At 59.2% G+C, this 24,122-nt stretch carries 20 protein-coding genes; 16 read left to right on the top strand and 4 right to left on the bottom strand.

The window, feature by feature from the left end; all coding sequences use genetic code 11:
• Positions 1-95: 95 nt before the first annotated feature.
• The 4 genes from rhlB to IB252_RS00685 all read left to right on the top strand — a co-directional run bounded on the left by rhlB (position 96) and on the right by IB252_RS00685 (position 4,711).
• Positions 96-1,583, top strand: coding sequence for an ATP-dependent RNA helicase RhlB (gene rhlB, locus IB252_RS00700; RefSeq protein ID WP_192406256.1), 1,488 nt, complete (start codon positions 96-98; stop codon positions 1,581-1,583).
• A 139-nt stretch (positions 1,584-1,722) separates the two neighbouring features.
• Complete coding sequence (locus tag IB252_RS00695) at positions 1,723-2,670, top strand: ornithine cyclodeaminase family protein (RefSeq protein ID WP_192406254.1); 948 nt, start codon at positions 1,723-1,725, stop codon at positions 2,668-2,670.
• A 164-nt stretch (positions 2,671-2,834) separates the two neighbouring features.
• A complete protein-coding gene (locus IB252_RS00690; protein ID WP_192406252.1) occupies positions 2,835-3,962 on the top strand; it encodes an NAD(P)/FAD-dependent oxidoreductase in 1,128 nt (375 codons plus the stop codon).
• Positions 3,963-4,054: 92 nt separating this feature from the next.
• On the top strand, positions 4,055-4,711 hold the full coding sequence (locus IB252_RS00685; RefSeq protein ID WP_192406251.1) for a transcriptional regulator: 657 nt from the start codon (positions 4,055-4,057) through the stop codon (positions 4,709-4,711).
• 138 nt (positions 4,712-4,849) lie between these two features.
• On the opposite strand, the gene hmpA is transcribed toward IB252_RS00685, so the two are convergent.
• On the bottom strand, positions 4,850-6,031 hold the full coding sequence (hmpA, locus tag IB252_RS00680; RefSeq protein WP_111451334.1) for an NO-inducible flavohemoprotein: 1,182 nt from the start codon (positions 6,029-6,031) through the stop codon (positions 4,850-4,852).
• 156 nt (positions 6,032-6,187) lie between these two features.
• Here hmpA and norR point away from each other — a divergent pair, with 156 nt between their 5' ends.
• From norR to IB252_RS00655, 5 genes are all read left to right on the top strand, one after another.
• A complete protein-coding gene (norR, locus tag IB252_RS00675) occupies positions 6,188-7,741 on the top strand; it encodes a nitric oxide reductase transcriptional regulator NorR (RefSeq protein ID WP_192406250.1) in 1,554 nt (517 codons plus the stop codon).
• Positions 7,742-8,058: 317 nt separating this feature from the next.
• The gene (locus IB252_RS00670; RefSeq protein WP_008147551.1) at positions 8,059-8,961 is read left to right on the top strand and encodes a chemotaxis protein CheV; all 903 of its coding nucleotides are present in this window, start codon (positions 8,059-8,061) and stop codon (positions 8,959-8,961) included.
• A gap of 27 nt (positions 8,962-8,988) precedes the next feature.
• Entirely contained in the window at positions 8,989-9,447 is a 459-nt protein-coding gene (locus tag IB252_RS00665) for a GNAT family N-acetyltransferase (protein WP_192406249.1), read from the top strand.
• 179 nt (positions 9,448-9,626) lie between these two features.
• Complete coding sequence (locus IB252_RS00660; RefSeq protein ID WP_192406248.1) at positions 9,627-9,953, top strand: hypothetical protein; 327 nt, start codon at positions 9,627-9,629, stop codon at positions 9,951-9,953.
• Between the two features lie 83 nt (positions 9,954-10,036).
• Positions 10,037-10,786 carry a YkgJ family cysteine cluster protein gene (locus IB252_RS00655; protein WP_192406247.1) on the top strand — a complete coding sequence of 250 codons (750 nt, stop codon included), beginning with the start codon at positions 10,037-10,039 and terminating at the stop codon, positions 10,784-10,786.
• A gap of 157 nt (positions 10,787-10,943) precedes the next feature.
• Here the strand turns inward: IB252_RS00655 and IB252_RS00650 are convergent, their stop codons facing one another.
• Positions 10,944-11,201 carry a hypothetical protein gene (locus tag IB252_RS00650; protein WP_008147542.1) on the bottom strand — a complete coding sequence of 86 codons (258 nt, stop codon included), beginning with the start codon at positions 11,199-11,201 and terminating at the stop codon, positions 10,944-10,946.
• A gap of 285 nt (positions 11,202-11,486) precedes the next feature.
• On the opposite strand from IB252_RS00650, the gene IB252_RS00645 reads away from it, so the two are divergent.
• The 7 genes from IB252_RS00645 to IB252_RS00615 all read left to right on the top strand — a co-directional run bounded on the left by IB252_RS00645 (position 11,487) and on the right by IB252_RS00615 (position 21,632).
• A complete protein-coding gene (locus tag IB252_RS00645) occupies positions 11,487-12,647 on the top strand; it encodes an efflux RND transporter periplasmic adaptor subunit (RefSeq protein ID WP_192406246.1) in 1,161 nt (386 codons plus the stop codon).
• Positions 12,644-15,745: a multidrug efflux RND transporter permease subunit gene (locus IB252_RS00640; protein ID WP_192406244.1), complete on the top strand. Its 3,102-nt coding sequence runs from the start codon at positions 12,644-12,646 to the stop codon at positions 15,743-15,745. The genes IB252_RS00645 and IB252_RS00640 overlap by 4 nt, the downstream gene beginning before the upstream one ends.
• A gap of 9 nt (positions 15,746-15,754) precedes the next feature.
• A complete protein-coding gene (locus tag IB252_RS00635; protein ID WP_111451327.1) occupies positions 15,755-16,432 on the top strand; it encodes a heavy metal response regulator transcription factor in 678 nt (225 codons plus the stop codon).
• On the top strand, positions 16,422-17,786 hold the full coding sequence (locus IB252_RS00630) for a heavy metal sensor histidine kinase (protein ID WP_111451326.1): 1,365 nt from the start codon (positions 16,422-16,424) through the stop codon (positions 17,784-17,786). Before IB252_RS00635 ends, IB252_RS00630 begins: the two co-directional genes overlap by 11 nt.
• Positions 17,787-18,251: 465 nt before the next feature.
• Positions 18,252-18,476 (top strand): hypothetical protein, encoded by a 225-nt coding sequence (locus IB252_RS00625; protein ID WP_056743541.1) that lies wholly within the window; start codon positions 18,252-18,254, stop codon positions 18,474-18,476.
• A gap of 195 nt (positions 18,477-18,671) precedes the next feature.
• Positions 18,672-19,991: an OprD family porin gene (locus IB252_RS00620; protein ID WP_192406243.1), complete on the top strand. Its 1,320-nt coding sequence runs from the start codon at positions 18,672-18,674 to the stop codon at positions 19,989-19,991.
• 147 nt (positions 19,992-20,138) lie between these two features.
• Positions 20,139-21,632, top strand: coding sequence for a sensor domain-containing diguanylate cyclase (locus IB252_RS00615; protein WP_111451324.1), 1,494 nt, complete (start codon positions 20,139-20,141; stop codon positions 21,630-21,632).
• A gap of 182 nt (positions 21,633-21,814) precedes the next feature.
• Here the strand turns inward: IB252_RS00615 and lpxC are convergent, their stop codons facing one another.
• Positions 21,815-22,726, bottom strand: coding sequence for a UDP-3-O-acyl-N-acetylglucosamine deacetylase (gene lpxC / locus IB252_RS00610; RefSeq protein ID WP_111451323.1), 912 nt, complete (start codon positions 22,724-22,726; stop codon positions 21,815-21,817).
• 112 nt (positions 22,727-22,838) lie between these two features.
• A complete protein-coding gene (ftsZ, locus tag IB252_RS00605) occupies positions 22,839-24,032 on the bottom strand; it encodes a cell division protein FtsZ (RefSeq protein ID WP_192406241.1) in 1,194 nt (397 codons plus the stop codon).
• Positions 24,033-24,122 lie beyond the last annotated feature (90 nt).

Genomic DNA, 24,122 nt, shown 5'->3' with positions numbered 1-24,122 from the left:
TTTATGTGAAAAGCAGCCCATTGATCCATCCCACTACGCCGCGCCTGATTCTTGCATTACACTGGCCGGCGTATATTCCTTAACCAATTGATGAGATGACCGTGCTCAAAGCACTCAAGAAAATGTTCGGTAAAAGCGAGACTGAGCAGCTCGCGCCAGTCTCCAGCGCTCCGTCTCACCATCCCAGCCACCGCACCGACGGTAATCAGTCTGGCCGGACCGCAACCGTAGCGGTACCGAAGCACGAGCCGATCACCACGCCGGCCGTCCAACCCGTTGAGGCTCAGGCCTCTGAAGAACCGGACAGCGAAGCTGCGAAACCTGCCCGACCGCGTCGCGAACCGAAGCCAAAAGCACCGGTTATTCCCTGGAAACTCGAAGACTTCGCCGTCGAACCCCAGGAAGGCAAAACCCGTTTCCACGATTTCAAACTCGCCCCCGAACTGATGCACGCCATCCAGGACCTGGGCTTCCCGTATTGCACGCCGATCCAGGCACAAGTCCTCGGCTTCACCCTGGCCGGCAAAGATGCCATCGGTCGCGCCCAGACCGGCACCGGCAAAACCGCAGCGTTCCTGATTTCGATCATCACCCAGTTGCTGGAAACCCCGCCGCCGAAAGAGCGTTACATGGGTGAACCGCGGGCGCTGATCATTGCACCGACCCGTGAACTGGTGGTGCAGATCGCCAAGGACGCGGCCGACCTGACCAAATACACCGGCCTCAACGTCATGACGTTCGTTGGCGGCATGGACTTCGACAAGCAGCTCAAGCACCTCGAGGCCCGTCACTGCGACATCCTCGTGGCCACACCGGGCCGCTTGCTGGACTTCAACCAGCGCGGCGACGTGCACCTGGACATGGTCGAAGTCATGGTGCTGGACGAAGCCGACCGGATGCTCGACATGGGTTTCATCCCCCAAGTGCGTCAGATCATTCGCCAGACTCCGCCGAAGAACGAGCGTCAGACGCTGTTGTTCTCCGCGACCTTCACCGAAGACGTCATGAACCTGGCCAAGCAATGGACCACCGACCCGTCGATCGTCGAGATCGAGTCGCAGAACGTGGCCAGCGAAAATGTCGAGCAGCACATCTACGCCGTCGCCGGTGCCGACAAATACAAACTGCTCTACAACCTGGTCAACGACAACGGTTGGGAGCGGGTGATGGTGTTTGCCAACCGCAAGGATGAAGTGCGGCGCATCGAAGAACGCCTGGTGCGTGACGGCGTCAACGCCGCGCAACTGTCCGGCGACGTGCCGCAGCACAAGCGCATCAAGACTCTGGAAGGTTTCCGCGAAGGCAAGATCCGCGTCCTGGTCGCCACCGATGTGGCCGGTCGCGGCATTCACATCGACGGTATCAGCCACGTGATCAACTTCACCCTGCCGGAAGTCCCGGACGACTACGTGCATCGCATCGGTCGTACCGGTCGTGCCGGCGCCGATGGTGTGTCCATCAGTTTTGCCGGTGAAGACGACTCCTACCAGCTACCGTCCATCGAGGCGCTGCTGGGTCGCAAGATCAGCTGCGAAACACCACCGACGCATCTGCTGCGGGCGGTTGAGCGCAAGCGCCCGTAACGCGGGTCGCATTAAAAGAGGCGCAGCCGGAAACGGACTGCGCTTTTTTTTCGTCCGGTTTTTTCAACAGGAGCTTGCTCGAGATAACTAAAAGTCCATAATGGACAAATTAGTTTACTTCCAGCTCCCGGAGCCGACCATGTCCAGTACGCCTTACGTGATCACCCAACCTCAGGCCCGCGAGCTGCTGGCGCAGGTCGACGTGCCGCAGATCCTGCGCAAACTGTTCCGCGATCTGGCCGCCGGGCAAGCTGTGCAACCGGCGCAGCAACTGGTGGAGTTTCCGCAGGGCGCTGGCGACTTCATCAACTACCTGGGTGTGCTAGCCGAAGACGGCGTCTACGGGGTCAAGACCTCGCCGTACATCGTGCGTGAACAAGGCCCGCTGGTGACCGCCTGGACGCTGCTGATGTCGATGCAGACCGGCCAGCCGCTGTTGCTTTGCGATGCCGGTGAACTGACCACGGCACGCACCGCCGCAACCACCGCCGTGGCGGTCGACGCCCTCGCCCCGCTGAAGGCGCAGCGCCTGGCGATCATCGGCAGCGGCAAGGTCGCCCAGGCGCACTTGCACTACGTCAAAGGCCTGCGCGACTGGCAGAGCATCAGCCTCTACTCGCCGAGCCTGAGCGACAAGAATCCCGAGGTATTGGCGCAGCTCAAAAGCCTCGATCCACGCCTGACCATCGTCGACAGTCGTGAAGCAGCGGTTCAAGACGCCGATGTCATCATGCTCTGCACCTCGTCCGCAGGCCCGGTGATCGACCCGTCAAGCTTGAGCAAACCGGCGCTGATCACCTCCATCAGCACCAATGCACCACGTGCCCACGAAGTGCCGCCGCAGAGCCTCAATGACATGCAAGTGTTCTGCGACTATCGTCTGACCACCCCGGGCTCGGCCGGCGAGATGCTGATTGCCGGTGAACAACATGGCTGGGACAAAAACGCGATCATCGGCGACTTGCCCGATCTGCTCAGCGAAAAAGTGCAGCGCCCTGACTACGACCGTCATGTGTTCTTCCGCTCCATTGGCCTGGGCCTGGAAGACATTGCACTGGCCAACGCCATCTATCGCCTACAGCACTAACACCACAAACCCCTTGTGGGAGCGGGCTTGCTCGCGAAAGCGGTCTGACATTCACCAATGATGTTGACTGGCACACCGCTTTCGCGAGCAAGTCGAATCGTCGCACCGCCGCTCCCACAATGATCATCGACACATTCGGCATTTGCGCTCGACAGGAGACGTTCATGAGCCAGGCAGATTTCATCATCATCGGCGGCGGAATTGCCGGTGCTTCCACCGGTTTCTGGTTGTCGCAGCACGCCCGAGTGATTGTGCTCGAACGCGAATCCCATCCGGCTTACCACTCCACCGGACGGTCAGCCGCACTGTTCACCGCCGCCTATGGCACACCGCAGGTTCGGGCGCTGACCCAGGCCAGCCGTGATTTCTTCGACGCCCCTCCGGCCGGTTTCTGCGAACACCCGCTGCTGACCCCGCGTGGCGAGATGACCGTGGACTTCACCGGTGACCCGGCCGAACTGAACAATCAATACCTGAGCGCCAAAGCCACGGTGCCGGAGATGCAGCTGCTCAGCGCCGAAGAGGCCTGCGTGCGCCTGCCGATTCTGCGTCGGGAGAAAGTCCATGGTGCCATTTACGACCCGACCGCCAGCGACATCGACACCGACGCCTTGCACCAGGGCTACCTGCGCGGCATCCGACGCAACAAAGGTGAAGTTCATACCGACAGCGAAGTCCTGAGCCTGACCCGCGACGCTGAAGGTGTGTGGCACGTGCAAACCAACGGTCAGACCTTCAACGCCCCGATCATCATCAACGCGGCAGGCGCCTGGGCCGACAAAATCGGCGAGCTGGCCGGTGCCAAACCACTGGGCCTGCAACCCAAGCGCCGTGCGGCGTTCATCTTCGCCGGCCCCGAGGGCGTGGACATCCACCATTGGCCAATGCTGGTCAGCCTCGACGAATCCTTCTACATGAAGCCCGACGCCGGAATGTTCCTCGGCTCGCCCGCCAACGCCGACCCGGTGGAACCGCACGACGTGCAGCCCGAAGAGTTGGACATTGCGATGGGCATTTACCAGATCGAAGAAGCCACCACCCTGACCATCCGCCGTCCGACCCGCACCTGGGCCGGCTTGCGCAGTTTCGTGAGCGACGGTGATTTGCTGTCCGGTTTCGATCCACAGGTGCCGGGGTTATTCTGGGTAGCGGCACAAGGTGGTTATGGCATCCAGACCTCGCCGGCCATGGGCCAGGCCAGTGCTGCACTGGTACGCGGGGAAGCCTTGCCCGAGCAACTGACTCGCTTCGGTCTGAACACCCAGATGCTCTCCCCTGCTCGACTGGGCTGACGTTCGGACGCAGGTGACGTGCTGACACGATTGCGGCAAACTTCCAGCGCCCTTTTTTGACGGGGCGCTGATGCTGTCTGGAGCTCCACTTTATGAACGCCAAAGAACAAGAACCCGCCGGTGATGACTCTGCATTGAAGAGCTCGCCGCTGGACAATTTCCGTGCGATCGCCGATGCCATCGCCACATTGTTCTTTCCCCACGCCGAGGTGGTGCTGCACGACCTGCGCACCCAGAAGGTCGATTACATCGCCAACAACCTGTCCAAACGGGAAATCGGTGATGACTCGTCGCTGGAGGACATGCTCAGCGAAGAGATCAGCGAACGAAACATCGGGCCGTACGAAAAACTCAATTGGGATGGCCAGAAGATTCGCAGCCTGAGCACCGTGCTGCGCGACAGCGAAGGTCGTCCGCTGGCGGTGCTGTGCATTAATCTGAATATTTCGTTGTTCGAAAATGCCAAAGCCGCGCTGGATCTGTTCCTGTCACCGAGCAAGTTGATTCCGCAACCGGACTCGCTGTTTCGCGATGACTGGCAGGAGCGGATCAACACGTTCCTGCACGCCTGGCTGCGCGAACGCCAGCTGAGCCTGAACGTGCTGACCCGTGACCATAAGCGCGAACTGGTGCTGGCACTGCACGCCGAAGGCGCCTTCAAAGGTAAAAGCGCCTCCAACTATGTGGCGAACGTGCTGAACATGGGGCGGGCAACGGTGTACAAACATTTGAAAGAACTGAAGGGCTGAAAGACCGACATCCCTCCGTACGGCTTGCCGGCGATGGCGCTTTCACGATCGACACCCATCTGTAGGAGCATGGCTTGCCCGCGATGGCGTCCTTGAGATCGCCATCGCCGGCAAGCCGTGCTCCTACGGGATAATCGGTTATTCCAGAACCGACGCCGGCCCGAAGAACTCGTAACGGCTTTGCTTCTCTGGCACACCCAGCGCTTTCAGGTGGCGCTTGACCGCCGCCATGAAGCCTTTAGGACCCAAGAAGTACGCGTCCAGATCGCGCTGCTGCGGCAACCACTCACCCAATTGCTCCTGGCTCAACAACCCAACCTTGTCCGCCGCCGGGCTCACGCCATCATCTTCGTCGTAGCAATAAAAGCGTTTGAGTTGCGGGTGACGCTCGGCCAAGCCATCAATCCAGTCACGGAACGCGTGAACGCTACCGTTGCGTGCGCAGTGGATAAAGTGCACCGGCCGCTCGGTCGCCAGCGCTGCTTCCAGCATTGCCAGGGTCGGAGTGATGCCGACGCCGCCGCTGATCAGCACCAGCGGTTTGTCGCTGTCGGTTAGAGTGAATTCGCCCGCTGGCGGGAACAGCTGGATGCTGGAGCCTACCTGCAAATGATCGTGCAGGTGGTTGGAGGCGCGGCCACCGGTTTCACGTTTGACGCTGATCCGGTACTGACCCTTGTTGGTCAAGGCCGACAGCGAGTAGTTACGACGAATCTCTTCGCCATCGAGGATCAGTTTCATGCCGATGTACTGGCCTGGCTCTGCCGCCAGAATCGGGCCTTTGTCGGCTGGTTCAAAGTAGAACGAGGTGATTTCCTCGCTTTCGTCGACCTTGGCCACCACGATGAATTCCCGCGCCCCGCGCCAGCCGCCCGGTGCCTGTTCTTTCTGGTCGTAGATGCTGGTTTCGGCGCCGATCAGGATGTCGGCCAATTGACCGTAAGCAGCCCCCCAGGCAGCCATCACTTCAGGTGTGGCGATCTCTTCACCCAGCACTTCAGAGATAGCTCGCAGCAGGCAGGAGCCGACAATCGGGTAATGTTCCGGAAGGATTTGCAGCGCCACGTGCTTATTGATGATCTTGGCCACCAGGTCGCCCAACTGATCGAGCTGGTCGATGTGCCGCGCATACATCAAGACACCGTTGGCCAAGGCACGCGGCTGATCACCGCTGGCCTGGTGGGCCTGGTTGAACAGCGGACGTACTTCCGGGTATTCGGACAGCATCATGCGGTAGAAGTGAGTGATCAATGCTTCGCCACCGCTTTCCAGCAAGGGCACGGTGGATTTGACGATTGCACGGTCTTGAACGCTAAGCATAAGGCGACTCCTGATCTACTTGGATTGCTAACTGATTGCCTTATACCTATCAGTTTCCATGCCAGAAAATAAAACCTTATAAATCAATTAGTTAAATTCTTTATAGTCATTTCGACACACACTGACTTATAGTCATACCGACTACATGGAGTCACTATGACTGCAAAAGCCTTGCTCACCACCCTGCTGCCACTGGTCGCCGACCTGTCCCGCGAACTCCCCGAAGGCGAGCGTTATCGGCGCTTGCTCGAAGCCATGCGCGCCTTGCTCCCGTGCGACGCCGCCGCCCTGCTGCGCCTTGATGGCGAATGGTTGGTGCCGCTGGCCGTCGACGGGTTGAGCACCGACACCCTCGGTCGACGCTTCAAAATCAGCGAACACCCGCGTTTCGAAGCGCTGCTCAGCAGCCACGGCCCGACCCGTTTTGCCGCCGACAGCGACCTGCCCGACCCTTATGACGGCCTGGTCGAGGGCCTCGATGAACATTTGGAAGTCCACGACTGCATGGGTTGCCCGCTGTTTATCGACGAGCGCCCGTGGGGTTTGCTGACCCTCGACGCACTCGATCCGGAGCGCTTCGAACCGATCGAACTGGACGCCCTGGAAGCCTTCGCCAGCCTCGCCGCCGCCACCGTCAACGCCGCCGAGCGCATCGAACGCCTGGCCAATCGTGTCGAAGACGAACATCAACGGGCCGAGGTTTACCGACAAGCCAGCGGCCAGCAGAACCGCGAGATGATTGGCCAGAGCAAGGCGCACAAACGGCTGGTAGAAGAAATCAATCTGGTGGGCGGCAGCGATCTTACCGTGCTGATCACTGGCGAAACCGGGGTCGGCAAGGAACTGGTCGCCCAAGCCATCCACGCCGCATCGCCCCGGGCCGACAAGCCGATCATCAGCCTCAACTGCGCCGCGCTACCGGACACGCTGGTGGAAAGCGAATTGTTCGGCCACGTCCGCGGCGCCTTCACCGGCGCGATGAACGATCGGCGCGGCAAGTTTGAACTGGCCAATGGCGGCACGCTGTTTCTCGATGAAGTCGGTGAGCTGTCCCTGACCGTCCAGGCCAAATTGCTGCGCGTCCTGCAAAGCGGTCAGCTGCAGCGATTGGGCTCGGATAAAGAGCATCTGGTCGACGTACGACTGATCGCCGCAACCAACCGCGACCTGGCCGAGGAAGTGCGCAGCGGCCGCTACCGTGCCGACTTCTATCACCGCCTGAGCGTTTATCCGTTGCTGGTGCCGGCACTGCGTGATCGTGGGCGGGATGTGCTGTTGCTCAGCGGCTATTTTCTGGAGCAAAACCGCTCTCGTATGGGCCTCAACAGCCTGCGTCTGACCAGCGATGCGCAGGCGGCATTGCTGGCATATACATGGCCGGGCAATGTGCGGGAGCTGGAGCACTTGATTGGCCGCAGTGCCTTGAAGGCGTTGGGTAACTGCAAGGAGCGGCCGAAGATTCTGAGTTTGAGCGCGGCGGATCTGGATTTGCCCAATGGCAGCGTTGAGCTTGCAACCGAGCCAGTCCCTGCCAGCCCTGCGGCTTTGGTCTCGGGAGACTTGCGGGCGGCGACCGAGGATTATCAGCGTCGACTGATTAACGCCTGTCTGGAACGGCACCATAACAATTGGGCGAGTGCAGCGCGTGAGCTAGGCTTGGATCGGGCGAATCTTGGGAGAATGGCGAAGCGGTTGGGGATAAAGGATTAAGTGTGGCGGTTTCTGAATCCAACCCTCACCCCAGCCCTCTCCCCAGAGGGTAGAGGGGGCCGATCGGGGATGATGCGGGATTTGCTTCGACCTGAGAAACCACGGTGAATCCAATTCGGTTTCTCAGGTCGACGTAATTTCCCATTCAGCTCGGTCGGCTCCCTCTACCCTCTGGGGAGAGGGCTGGGGTGAGGGGTGGATCCGACCACCAACCCATAACTACCCTAAAGCCCACCCCGTTCAGGTCGATAACCCGGCATCGATAGCTGCTGGCGATCCTCGCGATTGCCCATCACCTTTTTCCACAGAAGGTTTTTATGTCTTCAAACAAAGCCCGCGCAGATTCACTTTCGCTTCTGCTGTTTACCTTGCGCAGCGGCAAGCTGATGGCGATCAACCTGCTGAAAGTCAGTGAAATCATTCCCTGCCCGCCGCTGACCAAGCTGCCGGAGTCGCACCCCCACGTCAAAGGCATCGCCACCCTGCGCGGTGCCTCGTTGTCGGTGATCGACCTCAGCCGTGCCATCGGTGAACGGCCGCTGGAAGACCCGAACGGTGGTTGCCTGATCGTCACCGATGTCAGCCGCTCCAAGCAGGGTTTGCACGTTCAGGCCGTGAGCAAGATCGTCCACTGCCTGACCACCGACATCCGTCCGCCGCCGTTTGGCTCTGGCGGCGTCCGTTCGTATATCACTGGCGTGACCTCGGTCGACGGCACGTTGGTACAGGTGCTGGACATCGAAAAAGTGATCCATGGCATCGCCCCGGCGCAGATTGAAACGGCCCCGACCGAACTGAGCATGGAAGACGCCGAAGTACTCGGCAACGCGCGGATTCTGGTGGTCGATGACAGCCAGGTGGCGCTGCAGCAATCGGTCCACACCCTGCGCAACCTCGGCCTGCAATGCCACACCGCCCGCAGTGCCAAGGAAGCCATCGACTGCCTGCTGGACCTGCAAGGTACGGCCCAGCAGATCAACCTGATCGTCTCGGACATCGAAATGTCGGAGATGGACGGCTACGCCTTTACCCGAACCCTGCGCGAAACCCCCGACTTCTCGCACCTCTATGTGCTGCTCCACACTTCTTTGGACAGTGCGATGAACAGCGAAAAGGCCCGTCTTGCCGGCGCGAACGCAGTGCTGACCAAGTTCTCCTCGCCAGAACTGACCAAGTGCCTGATCGAAGCGGCCAAGGCTGTCGCTGAACAAGGTCATTGAAACTTGAGCAAGGACTTCTGCTTTCTGATGCGGCGCAACCTTGCTGAAGGTGTGCCTGCGATCGCTTGGCCTCAGGGAATCACCCTCAGCGAATACCGCCCCGATCTGGCTGAAGCCGTTCATCGTTTGATGGAATCGGGCTATCAGGAAGGTGGCGGTCGCGTGCCGGACCTGGACGTTTGGCAACAGCGTTTTGAAACTGATCCTGAATATGATCCGAGCCTGTGCTTCATCGCTCTGGATGCCGAAGGTATCGTCGGCGTGTGTCAGTGCTGGACCAGCGCCTATATCAAGAACCTGGTGGTGCATCCGCGGGCTCAGGGCCGGGGTTTGGGTCGTGCATTGTTACTGCATGCTTTCAAAGTGTTTCAGCAACGGCGCGAAGGTTTTGTGGATTTGAAGGTATTGGAAGACAACCTTAGAGCGCAGTGTTTGTATGAAAACGCCGGAATGCGTGTAATCCGCCGGGAACCGGTTCCGGCCTGACACACCGCCTTCGCGAGCAGGCTCGCTCCCACAATGGATCTTTGTCGTACACAAAATCTGTGTCCTATGCAGAGCCAATGTGGGAGCGAGCCTGCTCGCGAAGGGGCCGACACATTCAACCTGAACCCATCAGGCATACTCCAACCTTGGTCAAAACACCCCCAAGGATGCCCGCCCCCATGAAAACAGCAAGCCTGACCCTCCTCTGCCTCACCGCTCTTGCCTCCCAGGCTCACGCTTCCAGCCCGGACGCCTGGGCCGCCTACGACAAAGCCGTGCTCGCCAGTTGCACCAAGGCCAGCGGCTTGAAAAATGCCAAACCTGTGGGCAACGCCGCGCAGTTCGATGACCGGGTTGGCTACACCGCACTGCTGTTGCAAGGCCAATACCCACAAAAACACATGAAAGGCCAGCAAGGCACCGAACTGTGTCTCTACAACAAAAAAAGCAAAACCGCTTACGTCACCGAATGGGACTCCATCCGCCCAACCGCCAAGGCACAGTGACTGGCGCATAACTTGCTTCGATAGCGGCCTTTGCGGCGGCATTCTGTCGCCGTTTCATGTCCTTTAATGCGACTGGCCGTTCAATGAATACGACGTTTTCCTGCGTAGGCTGTGGCAAATGCTGCAACGACCACCACGTGCCCCTGACCCTGCCCGAAGCCCGGATGTGGGCGGCCGATGGCGGTCAGGTGATCGTGCTGGTGGAAGGTTTCCTGGGCAATGGCCTGGGCTTGCCAGTGCAGCAACGCGAACACGCCGAACGCCGTTCGGTGAAGGTTCGAAGCGGCGTATCCGAGGCGTACATAGCCATCACCTTTGCCGCCTACAACGTTGGTCCTTGCCGGAATCTTGACGAAGATAACCTCTGCCGCATTTATGAACGCCGGCCGCTGGTGTGCCGCATCTACCCGATGGAAATCAATCCGCATATTCCCCTGAACCCTGCGGTGAAAGAATGTCCGCCCGAGTCGTGGGAAAAGGGACCGGACCTGATTGTGGGGGGTGAATTGGTCGATCAGGAACTGGCCGGATTGATCCAGCGCTCCCGTCAGGCGGATCGCGATGACATTCAGACCAAGGAGGCGATTTGCGCGCTGTTGGGGATTCGGACTACAGCGTTGAAGGGTGATGGGTTTACCGCTTATCTGCCGGATATGACGGCGTTTGCGAGGGTCATCGATCAGGTTGCGGTGCAGCCAGTGCCCGGGTCAGGCGCTGACTGGTTGTTTCATGTGTCGGGTGAGGACATTGCCGGGCAAGTGCAGGCGGCGGGTGCGCAAGTGGCGACGGATACGCCCGTAAACTATGCGTTTATTTCGTTGCGGGCGGCTTGATCCAGAAGGTGTATTGCCTTTGATGGCCCCTTCGCGAGCAAGCTCAGCTCCTACAGTGGATTGGCGTCGTACACAAAATCTGTATCTCACAGAGATCAACTGTAGGAGCCGAGCTTGCTCGCGATGACGGTAGATCAGCCACCGCAGCGTTTAAGACTCAGCGCTTACCCATCGAACGACGAGTCCCTGGAGGCGCTGCGCCCGGGGTCTTGGTATGGCCGTTCTTGGCGCCATTCTTGTACCAGGGCTGGCTGGCGTTCTTTGCAGCAGCCAGGTCGCCCGGTTTGAACGGGAACTTGAACGCCGGGATCTCGGCTTTGGTTTCGCTGTCTGCGCTGGAGTCGACGCTGTCTGGCAGGTCTGCCTGGTCGTCGCTCAAAGCGTCGGCAACCGGCGGTTGTGTCGGGGAAGTCATGAAAGCTCCGGGTGATGCATAGAGTCGGGCCCGGTCAGCGAGCCGCGAAAGGCGGCAGTATACCTGTCTCGGGAGTCGCAAGCTTCAAGCAGCAAGCGAGTCCGTCGGGTTTGTGCTGACTGACACACCGGCCGGCGCACATCTGGGGGAGTCAGCTGTCAGGCATACCAAGCCCAAACTGACAGCGCCGTCAGTTAGCAGTCACCTCCCTGACCGGCGAACAGGTTTATAAAGGAAGATACAAACCTGAAAAAAACCGACCCACAGCCCCGGCGCCCCACTCGAATGCGAATTCAGAAAAAAACCGCCTTGCTCGCAGCCCTTCTGATCGTTCTGGCAGCGCTGGGCCTGTGGTACGCCATCAAGCCCGCTACCACCAAACTGACCGCGCCCACGGCGATCCCCGTTCGGGTAGTGAGCGTCACCGAAAAAGACGTCCCCCGCTACGTCAGCGGCATCGGCTCGGTGCTGTCCCTGCATAGCGTTATGGTGCGCCCGCAAATTGACGGCATCCTCACCAAATTATTGGTCAAGGAAGGCCAACTGGTGAACAAAGGCGACCTGCTCGCCACCATCGACGACCGCGCGATCCGCGCCAGCCTCGATCAAGCCCGGGCGCAACTCGGCGAAAGCCAGGCGCAGCTGCAAGTCGCACTGGTCAACCTCAAACGCTACAAACTACTGAGCGTGGACGACGGCGTATCCAAACAGACCTATGACCAGCAACAGGCGTTAGTCAACCAACTCAAAGCCACCGCCCAAGGTAACCAGGCCTCGATCGACGCCGCGCAAGTGCAGCTTTCCTACACACAGATTCGCTCCCCGGTGACCGGTCGCGTCGGTATTCGCACAGTGGATGAAGGCAACTTCCTGCGCATGACCGACGCTCAAGGCCTGTTCACGGTGACCCAGATCGACCCGATCGCCGTGGAGTTCTCCCTGCCACAGCAAATGCTGCCGACCCTGCAGGGACTGATCAACGATCCACAGCACACGCCGGTCAAGGCTTATATCGGCGCCGACACCGACGGGGAAACCGGCAACCTGCTCGGCGAAGGTCATTTGACCCTGATCGACAACCAGATCAACGCCAACACCGGGACCATCCGCGCCAAGGCCGAATTCGCCAACCCTGCACAGAAACTCTGGCCGGGCCTGCTGGTAACGGTAAAGATTCAGACAGCTCTGGATAAAAATGCGCTGGTGGTGCCGCCCACCGTCGTACAACGTGGCCTTGATCAACATTTCGTCTACCGGGTCAATGGCGACAAGGTCGAAGCCGTTCAGGTGCAGATGGTTTATCAAGGCAGCGGCCAGGACCTCATCAAAGGCGTGAAACCGGGCGATGTGCTGGTCAGCGACGGCCAGTCGCGGCTCAAGCCCGGTTCGACCGTGCAGGTAGTGACCGACCCACCGCAAGTGGTGCAATCGGAGCCGAAACCATGAAGGGCCATGGCTCGGTTTCCGCGTGGTGCATCGATCATCCGGTGGCGACGGTCCTGCTGACCTTTGCCTTGGTGCTGCTCGGTGTCATCGCCTTTCCGCGCCTGCCTATCGCGCCATTGCCGGAAGCAGAATTTCCGACCATTCAGGTGGCCGCGCAATTGCCCGGCGCCAACCCCGAAACCATGGCCTCGTCGGTGGCCACGCCGCTTGAAGTGCAATTCAGCGCCATCCCCGGCGTGACCCAGATGACCTCGAGCAGCGCCCTGGGCTCGACCATACTGACCCTGCAATTCACCCTCGACAAAAGCATCGACACCGCAGCCCAGGAAGTCCAGGCCGCGATCAACACCGCCGCCGGCAAACTGCCCAAAGACATGCCGAACCTGCCGAACTGGAGAAAGGTCAACCCGGCCGACAGCCCGGTGCTGATCCTCAGCATCAACTCGCCGCAGCTGCCCGGCACCGAAGTCAGTGACCTGGTGGAAACCCTGCTCGCCCGTCAGATCAGCCAGATCGACGGCGTAGGCAATATCAACATCACCGGTCAGCAACGTCCGGCGATTCGCGTGCAGGCGTCGGCGGACAAACTCGCCGCCATTGGCCTGACCCTGGCAGACATTCGCCTCGCGATCCAGCAGACCAGCCTCAACCTGGCCAAGGGTGCGTTGTACGGCGAGTCGAGCATTTCGACCTTGTCCACCAACGACCAATTGTTTCACCCCCAGGAATACGGTCAGCTGATTGTTTCCTACAAGGACGGCGCACCGGTTCATCTCAAGGATGTAGCCAAAGTCGTCAACGGTTCGGAAGACGCCTACATCCAGGCCTGGGCTGACGGTCAGCCGGGGGTGAACCTGGTGATTTTCCGGCAACCGGGAGCCAACATCGTCGAGACCGTGGACCGTATTCAAGCGGCCCTGCCGACGCTGGAGGCCATGCTGCCGGCATCGGTGCAGGTCAAAGTGTTGATCGACCGCACCCAGACCATCCGTGCTTCGTTGCATGAAGTGGAGGTCACCCTGCTGATCGCAATCCTGCTGGTGGTGGCGGTGATGGCGCTGTTCCTGCGGCAGTTATCGGCGACCCTGATCGTGGCGTCGGTGCTCGGTGTGTCGCTGATCGCCAGTTTCGCCCTGATGTACATCATGGGCTTCAGCCTGAATAACCTGACACTGGTGGCGATCGTGGTGTCCGTCGGGTTTGTGGTGGACGATGCGATTGTGGTGGTGGAAAACATTCACCGTCACTTGGAAGCCGGCGACGGCATGCGCGAGGCGGCGATCAAAGGTGCCGGCGAGATTGGTTTCACCGTGGTCTCCATCAGCTTTTCGCTGGTGGCGGCGTTTATTCCGTTGCTGTTCATGGGCGGCGTGGTCGGGCGGCTGTTCAAGGAATTCGCCCTGACCGCCACTTCGACGATCATGATTTCGGTGGTGGTCTCACTGACCTTGGCACCCACGCTCGCGGCGCTGTTCATGCGCGCGCCGGTGCATAACGCCCACAGCAAACCCACGTTTGGCGAACGCTTGCTGGCAGGCTATGAAAAACTTCTACGCCGCGCCCTCGCCCACCAGAAGCTGATGATCGGCGTGTTCGGCCTGTCTCTGGGCCTGGCGATTGCCGGTTACATTTTTATCCCCAAGGGCTTCTTCCCGGTGCAGGACACCGGTTTCGTCCTTGGCACCACCGAAGCGGCCGCCGATATTTCCTACGGTGACATGGTGAAAAAACACCTGGCGATGGCCGAAATCGTCGCGGCGGATCCGGCAGTCGCGGCGTTTTCCCACTCGGTTGGCGTCTCTGGCAGTAACCAGACCATCGCCAACGGTCGCTTCTGGATCTCTCTGAAAAAACGCGGCGACCGCGACGTCTCCGCCAGTCAGTTCATTGACCGGATACGTCCGCAACTGATGAAAGTCCCGGGCATCGTGCTGTACCTGCGCGCCGGGCAAGACATCAACCTCAGCTCCGGTCCGAGTCGCGCGCAGTACCAATACGTGCTCAAGAGTAACGACGGGCCACTCCTGAGCACCTGGACCCAGCGCCTGACGGAAAAACTGCGCGCCAACCCGGCGTTCCGTGACATTTCCAACGACCTGCAACTGGGTGGCAGCATCACCCACATCAGCATTGACCGCAGCGCCGCAGCGCGTTTCGGCCTGACCGCCAGCGATGTCGACGAAGCGTTGTACGACGCCTTCGGCCAGCGGCAGATCAATGAGTTCCAGACCCAGACCAACCAGTACAACGTGATTCTGGAACTGGACACCAAGCAGCGCGGCAAGGCCGAAAGCCTCAACTATTTCTACCTGCGCTCGCCGCTCAGCGGGGAAATGGTGCCGCTGTCGGCCCTGGCCAAATTCGACGCGCCAACGGTCGGCCCCCTGTCCATCGCCCATGACGGCATGTTCCCGGCGGCCAACCTGTCGTTCAATCTGGCGCCCGGTGTGGCGCTGGGCGATGCGGTGATCATGCTCAATCAGGCCAAGACCGACATCGGCATGCCGGTGGCCATCAGCGGTAATTTCCAGGGCGCGGCCCAGGCGTTCCAGAGTTCGCTGGCCAGCCAGCCATGGCTGATCCTGGCGGCGCTGGTGGCGGTGTACATCATTCTCGGCGTGCTTTACGAGAGCTTCGTCCATCCGCTGACCATCATCTCGACGCTGCCGTCGGCGGGGCTCGGCGCGGTAATCATGTTGTGGATTTGCGGGCAGGACTTTTCGATCATGGCGCTGATCGGGCTAGTGTTGCTGATCGGGATCGTGAAGAAGAACGGCATCCTGATGATCGACTTCGCCCTCGAAGCGCAACGCAAGGGCGGGCTGTCGCCGGAAGAAGCGATCTACCAGGCCTGTATCACACGATTCCGGCCGATCATCATGACCACCCTCGCCGCCCTGCTCGGCGCGCTGCCATTGATGCTCGGTTATGGCACCGGCGCCGAACTGCGCCAGCCCTTGGGGATCGCGGTCGTCGGCGGCTTGCTGGTGAGCCAGGCGCTGACGTTGTTCACCACGCCGGTCATATACTTGTGGCTTGAGCGGCTATTCCATCGGCCTAAGCCAACGCCACATCCGGCTCTGGCGACCACAGACTGAGGCGGGGTCATGCGCGTTCTGATTATCGAAGACGAAGAAAAAACCGCGGATTATCTGCACCGCGGCCTGACGGAACAGGGTTACACCGTGGACCTGGCGCGCGACGGAGTTGACGGCCTGCACCTGGCGCTGGAAAGCGACTATGCGGTGATTGTCCTCGACGTCATGCTCCCGGGCCTCGACGGCTTCGGCGTACTGCGCGCGTTGCGTGCGCGCAAGCAAACCCCGGTAATCATGCTCACCGCCCGCGAGCGTGTGGAAGACCGGATCAAAGGCCTGCGCGACGGTGCCGACGATTACCTTGGCAAACCGTTTTCCTTTCTGGAACTGGTGGCGCGCCTTCAGGCGCTAACCCGCCGCAGCGGTGGTCATGAACCAGTGCAGGTGAGCATCGCCGACCTGTGGATAGATTTGATCAGCCGCAAAGCCACTCGTGCCGGCACGCGTCTGGACCTGACCGCCAAGGAGTTCTCGCTATTGAGCGTGCTGGCCCGCCGTCAGGGTGAAATCCTGTCAAAAACCGCCATCGCCGAAATGGTCTGGGACATCAATTTCGACAGCGACGCCAACGTTGTCGAAGTCGCGATCAAACGCCTGCGCGCCAAACTCGACGGGCCGTTCGAAGAGAAACTGCTGCACACAATTCGTGGCATGGGTTATGTGCTGGAGAGCCGTGGTGTCCAGTAACTCAATCGCGCTACGCCTGAGCGGGATGTTCACGCTGGTGGCGCTTTTGGTGTTTCTGTTGATCGGCTGGGCGCTGTATCAACAGGTCGATAAAGGCCTGGGTTTGTTGCCCGAGGCTGAACTGGACGCGCGCTACAGCGTGCTTGAATCCACGGTCGGGCGTTATGGCACGCCCGAGCATTGGGTGAAGATCAACAACAAGCTCAAGCTGCTCGGCGAAGAAGACAAACGCATCAGCTTCTGGATCATCAGCGGTGATCCGCACTACGAATACGGCAACCTGACGCCGCAGATCCGCGCCTTTGCCGAAGGCCCGCTGGGCATGCGCGACTTGAATCTTGCGGATCAGCCTTATCCGCTGAAAGTGCTGGTCAGTCAGTTCCCGGCCAAGGATCAACGCCCGCCGTTGCGCTTCATGATTGGCATCGACACCGAGACGTTTTTGCAGACTCAGCACCATTTGCTGGTTGCCCTGATCAGCCTGGCGATCATCGGCGTGTTGCTGGCGTCGGCCCTCGGTTATTGGGTGGCGCGGATCGGCCTCAAGCCGCTGATCAAGTTGTCCCAGGAAGCCCAGCGGCTGGCACCGCCGTTGTTGTCCGGTCGCCTGCAATTGTCGCCGCTACCGCCGGAACTGAATCAGTTCGTCAATTCGTTCAACTCGACACTGGAGCGGGTCGAACAGGCTTACTCGCGCCTTGAGTCGTTCAACGCGGACGTGGCCCACGAACTGCGCTCGCCCCTGACCAACCTGATCGGCCAGACCCAGGTTGCGCTGACTCGCGGGCGATCCGCCGAACACTACTTTGAAGTGCTGCAATCGAACCTTGAAGAGCTTGAGCGACTGCGCTCGATCATCAACGACATGTTGTTCCTCGCCAGCGCAGACCAAGGCAGCAAAGCCACCAAACTGACCTCCACCTCGCTGGCCGATGAAGTGGCCACGACCCTGGAGTATCTGGATTTCATCCTTGAAGACGCGCAGGTTCAGGTGCAGGTCAGTGGCGATGCCCAAGTGCGGATCGAGATCGCTCATCTGCGCCGGGCGTTGATCAACCTGCTGAGCAACGCGGTGCAGCACACAGAGCCTGGGCAAGTGATTGAGGTGCGGATCGAGGTTGAGGAGCATCAGGTCAGCATCGGGGTTGCGAACCCAGGGTCGCCGATTGCCAGCGAGCATTTGTCGCGGCTGTTTGAGCGTTTTTATCGGGTCGATGCATCGCGCAGCAACAGTGGCAACAACCATGGCTTGGGGTTGGCGATCGTCAAGGCGATTGCACTGATGCACGGCGGGGACGTGTTTGTGCGCAGTGATCACGGCATGAATACCTTCGGCATCCACCTCCCCGTCTGACTCAGAACCCACCCCTTTGTGGCAAGTGGGCTTCTTTGGTGAAGGGGCTTTTGTGGTGATGGGCTCTGGGCTGAGGGGCCTTCTGTGGTGAAGGGGCTTTTGTGGCGAGGGGACTTGTCCCCGTTGGGCTGCGGAGCGGCCCCAAAAATCTATAGCGTTACCGAAATCTTGCCAGCGCTACGCACTGGAACGGGGACAAGTCCCCTCGCCACAAAAGCCCCTTTGCCACAAAAGCCCTTTCACCACAAAAGCCCCTTTGCAACAAAAGCCCCTTCACCACAGAAGTCCCCTCAGCCCAGAGCCCATCACCTCAGAAGCCACCTCACCAGAGGACATGTTCAATTCGGCCACCTACTGTTGCTTTAAACGCAACAGTCCTTTCATGAATCCGCTCTTTTTCCCCGCGCGAATCCCCCTTATCTTGGCCTCACCAAACAGCACTTGCCAAGCAAGAAGGTTTTAAAGATGTCCAACACTATGGGTATTGCCAGCGCTTTCGTTTTGTCCTCTTTGTTTCTGTCTCCGTTCGCCATCGCTGAAGAGTCGCAGACGTTCGTCGCGCAAAACTCCGCCCGCGCTGCTGCATTCGAACAGTATCAGAGCGAAATGACAGCCAAGGCCCAGGAAGCTGCGCAAACCCCTCAAGCGTCGAGTACTCAGGCCCAGCCAGTGGTTGAGAAAGACAGCTGATTGCCCCGTATCACTCTGTTTCCCTCGACACTTTTCATCGGCTCTTCCCTTTGAAAAGTTGTCTTCAAAGCCGCTGCTATCAGCGGCTTTTTTTCGTTGTGGTTTTAAACAGCTTTAGTTCGTCTTCCCTAACAAGAAACATCCTGAGTCTCAAAACAATGAGGCTCTTAGTTGACCCAAGGAGCTTTACCGCTAGTGCGTTTCCCTCTCAGATACAGCCCGTTATTCATTGCAATTGCTGCAACGGTGACGCCTGCCGCTCACGCCGCAGACGACTCAAACGCCGAAGGTTTCGTTGAAGGATCGAGCCTCAACCTCAACGCCCGTAACTACTACATGAACCGCAACCGCCTGCAGCAGACGGACGACAACATTGAATGGGGCCAGGGTTTCCTCGGCACCTTCGAATCGGGCTACACCCAAGGCAGCGTCGGTTTCGGTATTGACGCCCACGCCATGCTCGGGCTCAAGCTCGACGGCGGTGGCGGCACTGATAATTCGAGCATCCTGCCGGTCAGCGATGGCAACGGCAAAGCGCCAGGTTCGTTCTCGACGGCGGGCGGCACGCTGAAAATGCGTGCCTTCGACACCGAACTGAAGGCCGGTGACTTGTTTCTCGCCAACCCGGTGATCGCCGGCGGCGAAACCCGCATGCTGCCCCAGACCTTTCGCGGCGTCAGCCTGACCAACCACAGTTTTGACGGCTGGATGATCGAAGGTGGCCAGGCGAGTTTCACCAAGCCTTACAACCAGAGTGGACACACCCGAATCGGCACGTCCTACGGCAGCCTGGCCGACGGTGACGAAAGTAAGCACCTGAATTGGGCCGGCGTGGCCTGGAGCGGCCTGCCGGGGTTAACCAGCAGCCTCTATGCTTCCGAACTCAAGGACATCTGGAACCAGTATTACTACGATCTGGATTACACCTACGCCTTGAACGATCTGGTCAGCCTCAACCCGGGTCTGCATGCCTATCACACGCAAGACACCGGCGATGCGCTGCTGGGCCACATCGACAACAACACCTACAGCCTGCATTTCACCGTGGGGGCGGGCAATCACAGCGTTACCGCGGCCTATCAACGGGTCAACGGCAACACACCATTCGACTACATCAGCCAGGGCGACAGCGTCTACCTCGACAATTCCCAGCAGTATTCGGACTTCAACGGCCCGAACGAACGCTCATGGAAACTCAAGTACGCCTACGACTTTGTCGGGCTCGGCCTTGCCGGCTTGACCTCGGCGGTCTCTTACTCCCAAGGGGAACTCGACCTGACCAAGGTCGATCCGGCCAGCCCCGGTTATGCCTCGTGGTACAGCGCTGATGGCAAAAACGCCAGGCACTGGGAACGCGACATAGATCTCAACTATGTGGTTCAGGGCGGCAAGGCCAAAAACCTGGCGCTGCGTCTGCAATGGGCGACCAACCGTGGAGGCAACGGCTACGGCGCGCTGGATCAGGACACCGATGAATACCGGGTGATCGTCGACTACCCGCTCAATGTCTTCTAAGCTTCTATAAGTAAAAGGCCAGCATGTTTTGCTGGCCTTTTTTTTATCCGGGATTTATACAGGCGCTCCGAACGCAAAGGGTATCTGGGATTCTGCCTGAGTCTTGCAAAACACTTTCATAACGCCTCATTAGCAGAAGTCAGAACCATGAGTGTGAGCACTGCAATTTCTCACCATCCGATCCGGTCGACGCGATCGGAGCAGCTTCTGCTTCTCGGCAGTTTGCTGCTGGTGATTGCGATATCAAGCATCGTGACGTTCCTGCTCATTCGCGAACGCGCCAATGCTGAACACTCCGCCACTCGCGCAGCCACCAACATCGTGCAACTGATCGACGCCGACGTGCTGCGCAATGTCGAACTCTATGACCTGTCCTTGCTCGGCTTGATCGCCGCCTCCCAGCGTGAAGACCTCAAGAACGTTTCCCCTGCCATCCGCCATCTGGCCTTGTTTGACCGCGCCACTGCCGCGCCGTACAAGGGCGACATTTTGTTGCTGGACAACAAGGGCGACGTGATCGCCGACTCGGCCTCGGTAGAGCCCAGAAAGGGCAATTTTGCTGACCGCGAATACTTTCAGTCGCACGTGAACAATCGCGACCCGAGCATGTTCATCAGCCGTCCCTTCCGTTCCAGACTGCCTGAACATGAATGGCGAATCAGCTTCAGTCGCCGGGTCAGCGGCTCACAGGGTGAATTTCTTGGCGTGGCCGAAGCCGCCATGCGCTTGAGTTATTTCGATCAACTGTTCAACAGCTTGAGCATCGGTCGCGACAGCTCGGTCAACCTGATCAGCTCGGACGGGATTCTTCTGGCCCAGGAACCCCGCTTGGCCGAAGAGCTGATTGGCAAGGACTTCAGCAACCGTCCCAACTTTCAGCGCATCGTCAAGGAAGGCAACGGCAGCTTCACCAGTGTTTCAAGCCACTATAAGGACAAACGCCTGTACACGTTCTCCAAGGTGGGCAACTTGCCGTTGATCGTCATCGTTGCACTGTCCAGTGATGAAGTGTTTGCGTCGTGGAAGCGCACGGCGGTGGTGGTCAGCGTTGCGACTATTGCGCTGTGCATCGGCTTGCTCTGGCTGACTTGGCTGCTCAGCCGGGAACTGCGCCTGCGCCACAACGCCGAACAGGAACTGGCGCAACTGGCGGCCACCGATGCCTTGACCGGCCTGGCCAACCGCCGAACGCTGGATCAGGTCCTGCGTCATGAGTGGTTCCGCGCTCAACGTTCCGGCCAGCCATTGTCGCTGCTGATGATTGATGCCGACCATTTCAAGGCGTTCAACGATCGTCATGGGCATCAGGCTGGCGACGATGCGTTGCGCTCGGTGGCCAAGGTGATCTCCGACAATGTGAGGCGACCAGCCGATCTGGTCGCCCGTTATGGCGGTGAGGAGTTTTCGGTGATTCTCGCGGAAACCGACAGCCAGGGTGCGCAACAGATTGCCGAACACATCCGCGCGACAGTGGAACAATTGCCGCTGGTGGCAGGTGCCGAGTCGCCAATTACTGTCAGTATCGGTATCAGCACCTGGACCACCTCCGCCGAGATCAGTCTGGAACAGCTATTGTTTGCAGCGGACAAGGCGCTGTATCAGGCCAAGGAAAGTGGGCGTAATCGGGTGGTCGCTGCCTGATCGAGGAGATCGTTCCCACGCTCTGTGTGGGAATGCCTCAAGGGACGCTCCGCGTTCCAACTCTGGAAAGGGACGCGGAGCGTCCCGGGCTGCATTCCCACGCAGAGCGTGGGAACCATTCCCGCAGGCATAAAAAAAGGCCACCCGAAGGTAGCCTTTAAAAAACTAGAGAGGTTTTTTACTTACACGGCCGCAACTGGACGCATGTAAGAGATCGGTGCAGAGCTGGCGTCTTCGAAAGTCACGACTTCCCAAGCATCTGTCTGCTCAATCAACTTGCGCAGCAGCTGGTTGTTCAATGCATGTCCGGACTTGAAGCCCTTGAACTCACCAATCAGGCTATTGCCCAGCAGGTAGAGGTCACCAATTGCATCGAGGATCTTGTGCTTCACGAATTCGTCTTCATAGCGAAGGCCGTCTTCGTTCAGTACACCATCCGCGTCGACCACAATAGCGTTTTCAACGCTGCCGCCGAGTGCGAGGTTGTGCTTGCGCAGGTACTCGATGTCACTCATGAAACCAAAGGTACGGGCGCGGCTGACTTCTTTTACGAACGAAGTGCTGGAAAAATCCACGCTTGCACTTTGTGTGCGGTTACGGAAAACCGGGTGATCGAAATCGATCTCGAAACTCACCTTGAAGCCTTCGAAAGGGACGAAAGTGGCGCGCTTGTCGCCGTCTTCCACTGTCACTTCCCGCAGGATCCGGATGAACTTCTTCGGTGCGTCCTGTTCTTCCAGGCCGGCCGATTGAATCAGGAATACGAAAGGTCCAGCGCTACCATCCATGATCGGAACTTCAGACGCGGAGAGCTCGACGTAGGCGTTATCGATGCCCAGGCCAGCCATGGCCGAGAGCAAGTGCTCCACCGTATCCACTTTGGTGTCACCACTGACCAATGTGGTCGACATCGTGGTTTCACCAACGTTTTCCGCGCGGGCAGGAATCTGCACCACAGGGTCGAGATCGGCACGAACAAACACAATGCCGGTGTCGATAGGTGCGGGCTTGAGGGTCAGGTATACCTTTTCCCCGGAGTGCAGGCCTACACCTGTAGCACGGATAATATTTTTCAGTGTGCGTTGTTTAATCATGGCTTGGGCCGCTTCAGCGCAAATTGCGAACTGGTATCAACAAAGGCTGGCGATGATAGCAGACCAGACCTTTGCTGAACACCAATCACCTTCATAGCCCTGATACATTCCATTAATCGGCCTGACGACGCAGGAAAGCCGGGATGTCCAGGTAGTCCAGATCATCTTGCGGGTTCATCTTCGCGGCAGTCGCAGCACCGGCCTGAGCCTGGTTGCGCATGACGGTCGGACGGTCCAGGTCACGGTAGTTCACAGCAGGCGCTTCCTGGCGGGAAGTCGCTTGTTGCTGCGGTTGCGAAGCCACGGAGGTGTGCATGGTGTTGTCGATAACCTTCACAGGCTTCTCGATTTTCGCGCCCAAACCAGTGGCTACTACTGTTACGTGCAGCTCGTCGCGCATGTCCGGATCGATAACGGTACCGACCTTGACCATCGCGTGCTCGGAAGCGAAAGCTTCGATGATGCTACCCACGTCGGAGTACTCACCCAGGGACAGGTCAGGACCGGCGGTGATGTTCACCAGGATGCCGCGTGCACCTTGCAGGTTCACGTCTTCCAGCAACGGGTTGCGAATGGCCGCTTCGGTGGCCTCGCGTGCACGGTTTGGACCGCTGGCGCAGCCAGTGCCCATCATCGCCATGCCCATTTCGCTCATCACGGTACGCACGTCGGCAAAGTCGACGTTGATCATACCCGGACGCTTGATGATGTCGGAGATACCGCGAACGGCACCGGCCAATACATCGTCGGCCTTGGCGAATGCAGACAGCAGGCTTGCGTCCTTGCCAAGGATGGTCAGCAGCTTCTCGTTGGGAATGGTGATCAACGAGTCGACGCTTTCAGACAGCAGACGGATGCCTTCATCGGCGATCTGCATGCGCTTGCGACCTTCAAACGGGAACGGACGAGTCACCACCGCAACGGTGAGAATCCCCATTTCCTTGGCCACTTCAGCAATGATCGGCGCAGCACCGGTACCGGTACCACCGCCCATGCCAGTGGTGATGAACACCATGTTGGTGCCCTGCAGGACTTCGGCAATGCGCTCGCGATCTTCGAGAGCGGCCTGACGACCTACTTCAGGGTTGGCGCCAGCGCCGAGACCTTTGGTCACGCCGGTGCCCAGTTGCAGGATGGTCCGCGCGCCGATGCTTTTCAGCGCTTGGGCATCAGTGTTGGCGCAGATGAATTCAACGCCTTCAATGTTGCTCTTGACCATGTGGTTGACGGCGTTGCCGCCGCCTCCGCCAACACCGATAACTTTAATAACCGGGCTTGCGGGGATGTTGTCTACGAGTTCGAACATTTTCCCTCTCCTTTCATTTCTCTAGTTTTTTCGCCTACTGCGTTTTGCTGCTTTTACCGCTTGCCGCTTGAAACTTGTCGCTTGAATCTG

Source organism: Pseudomonas sp. PDM10 (assembly GCF_014852295.1).
In the GTDB taxonomy this organism is placed as follows: Bacteria; Pseudomonadota; Gammaproteobacteria; order Pseudomonadales; family Pseudomonadaceae; genus Aquipseudomonas.
Note: the sequence above shows the minus strand (reverse complement) of the source record. Positions and strands in the feature narration are given on the sequence as shown.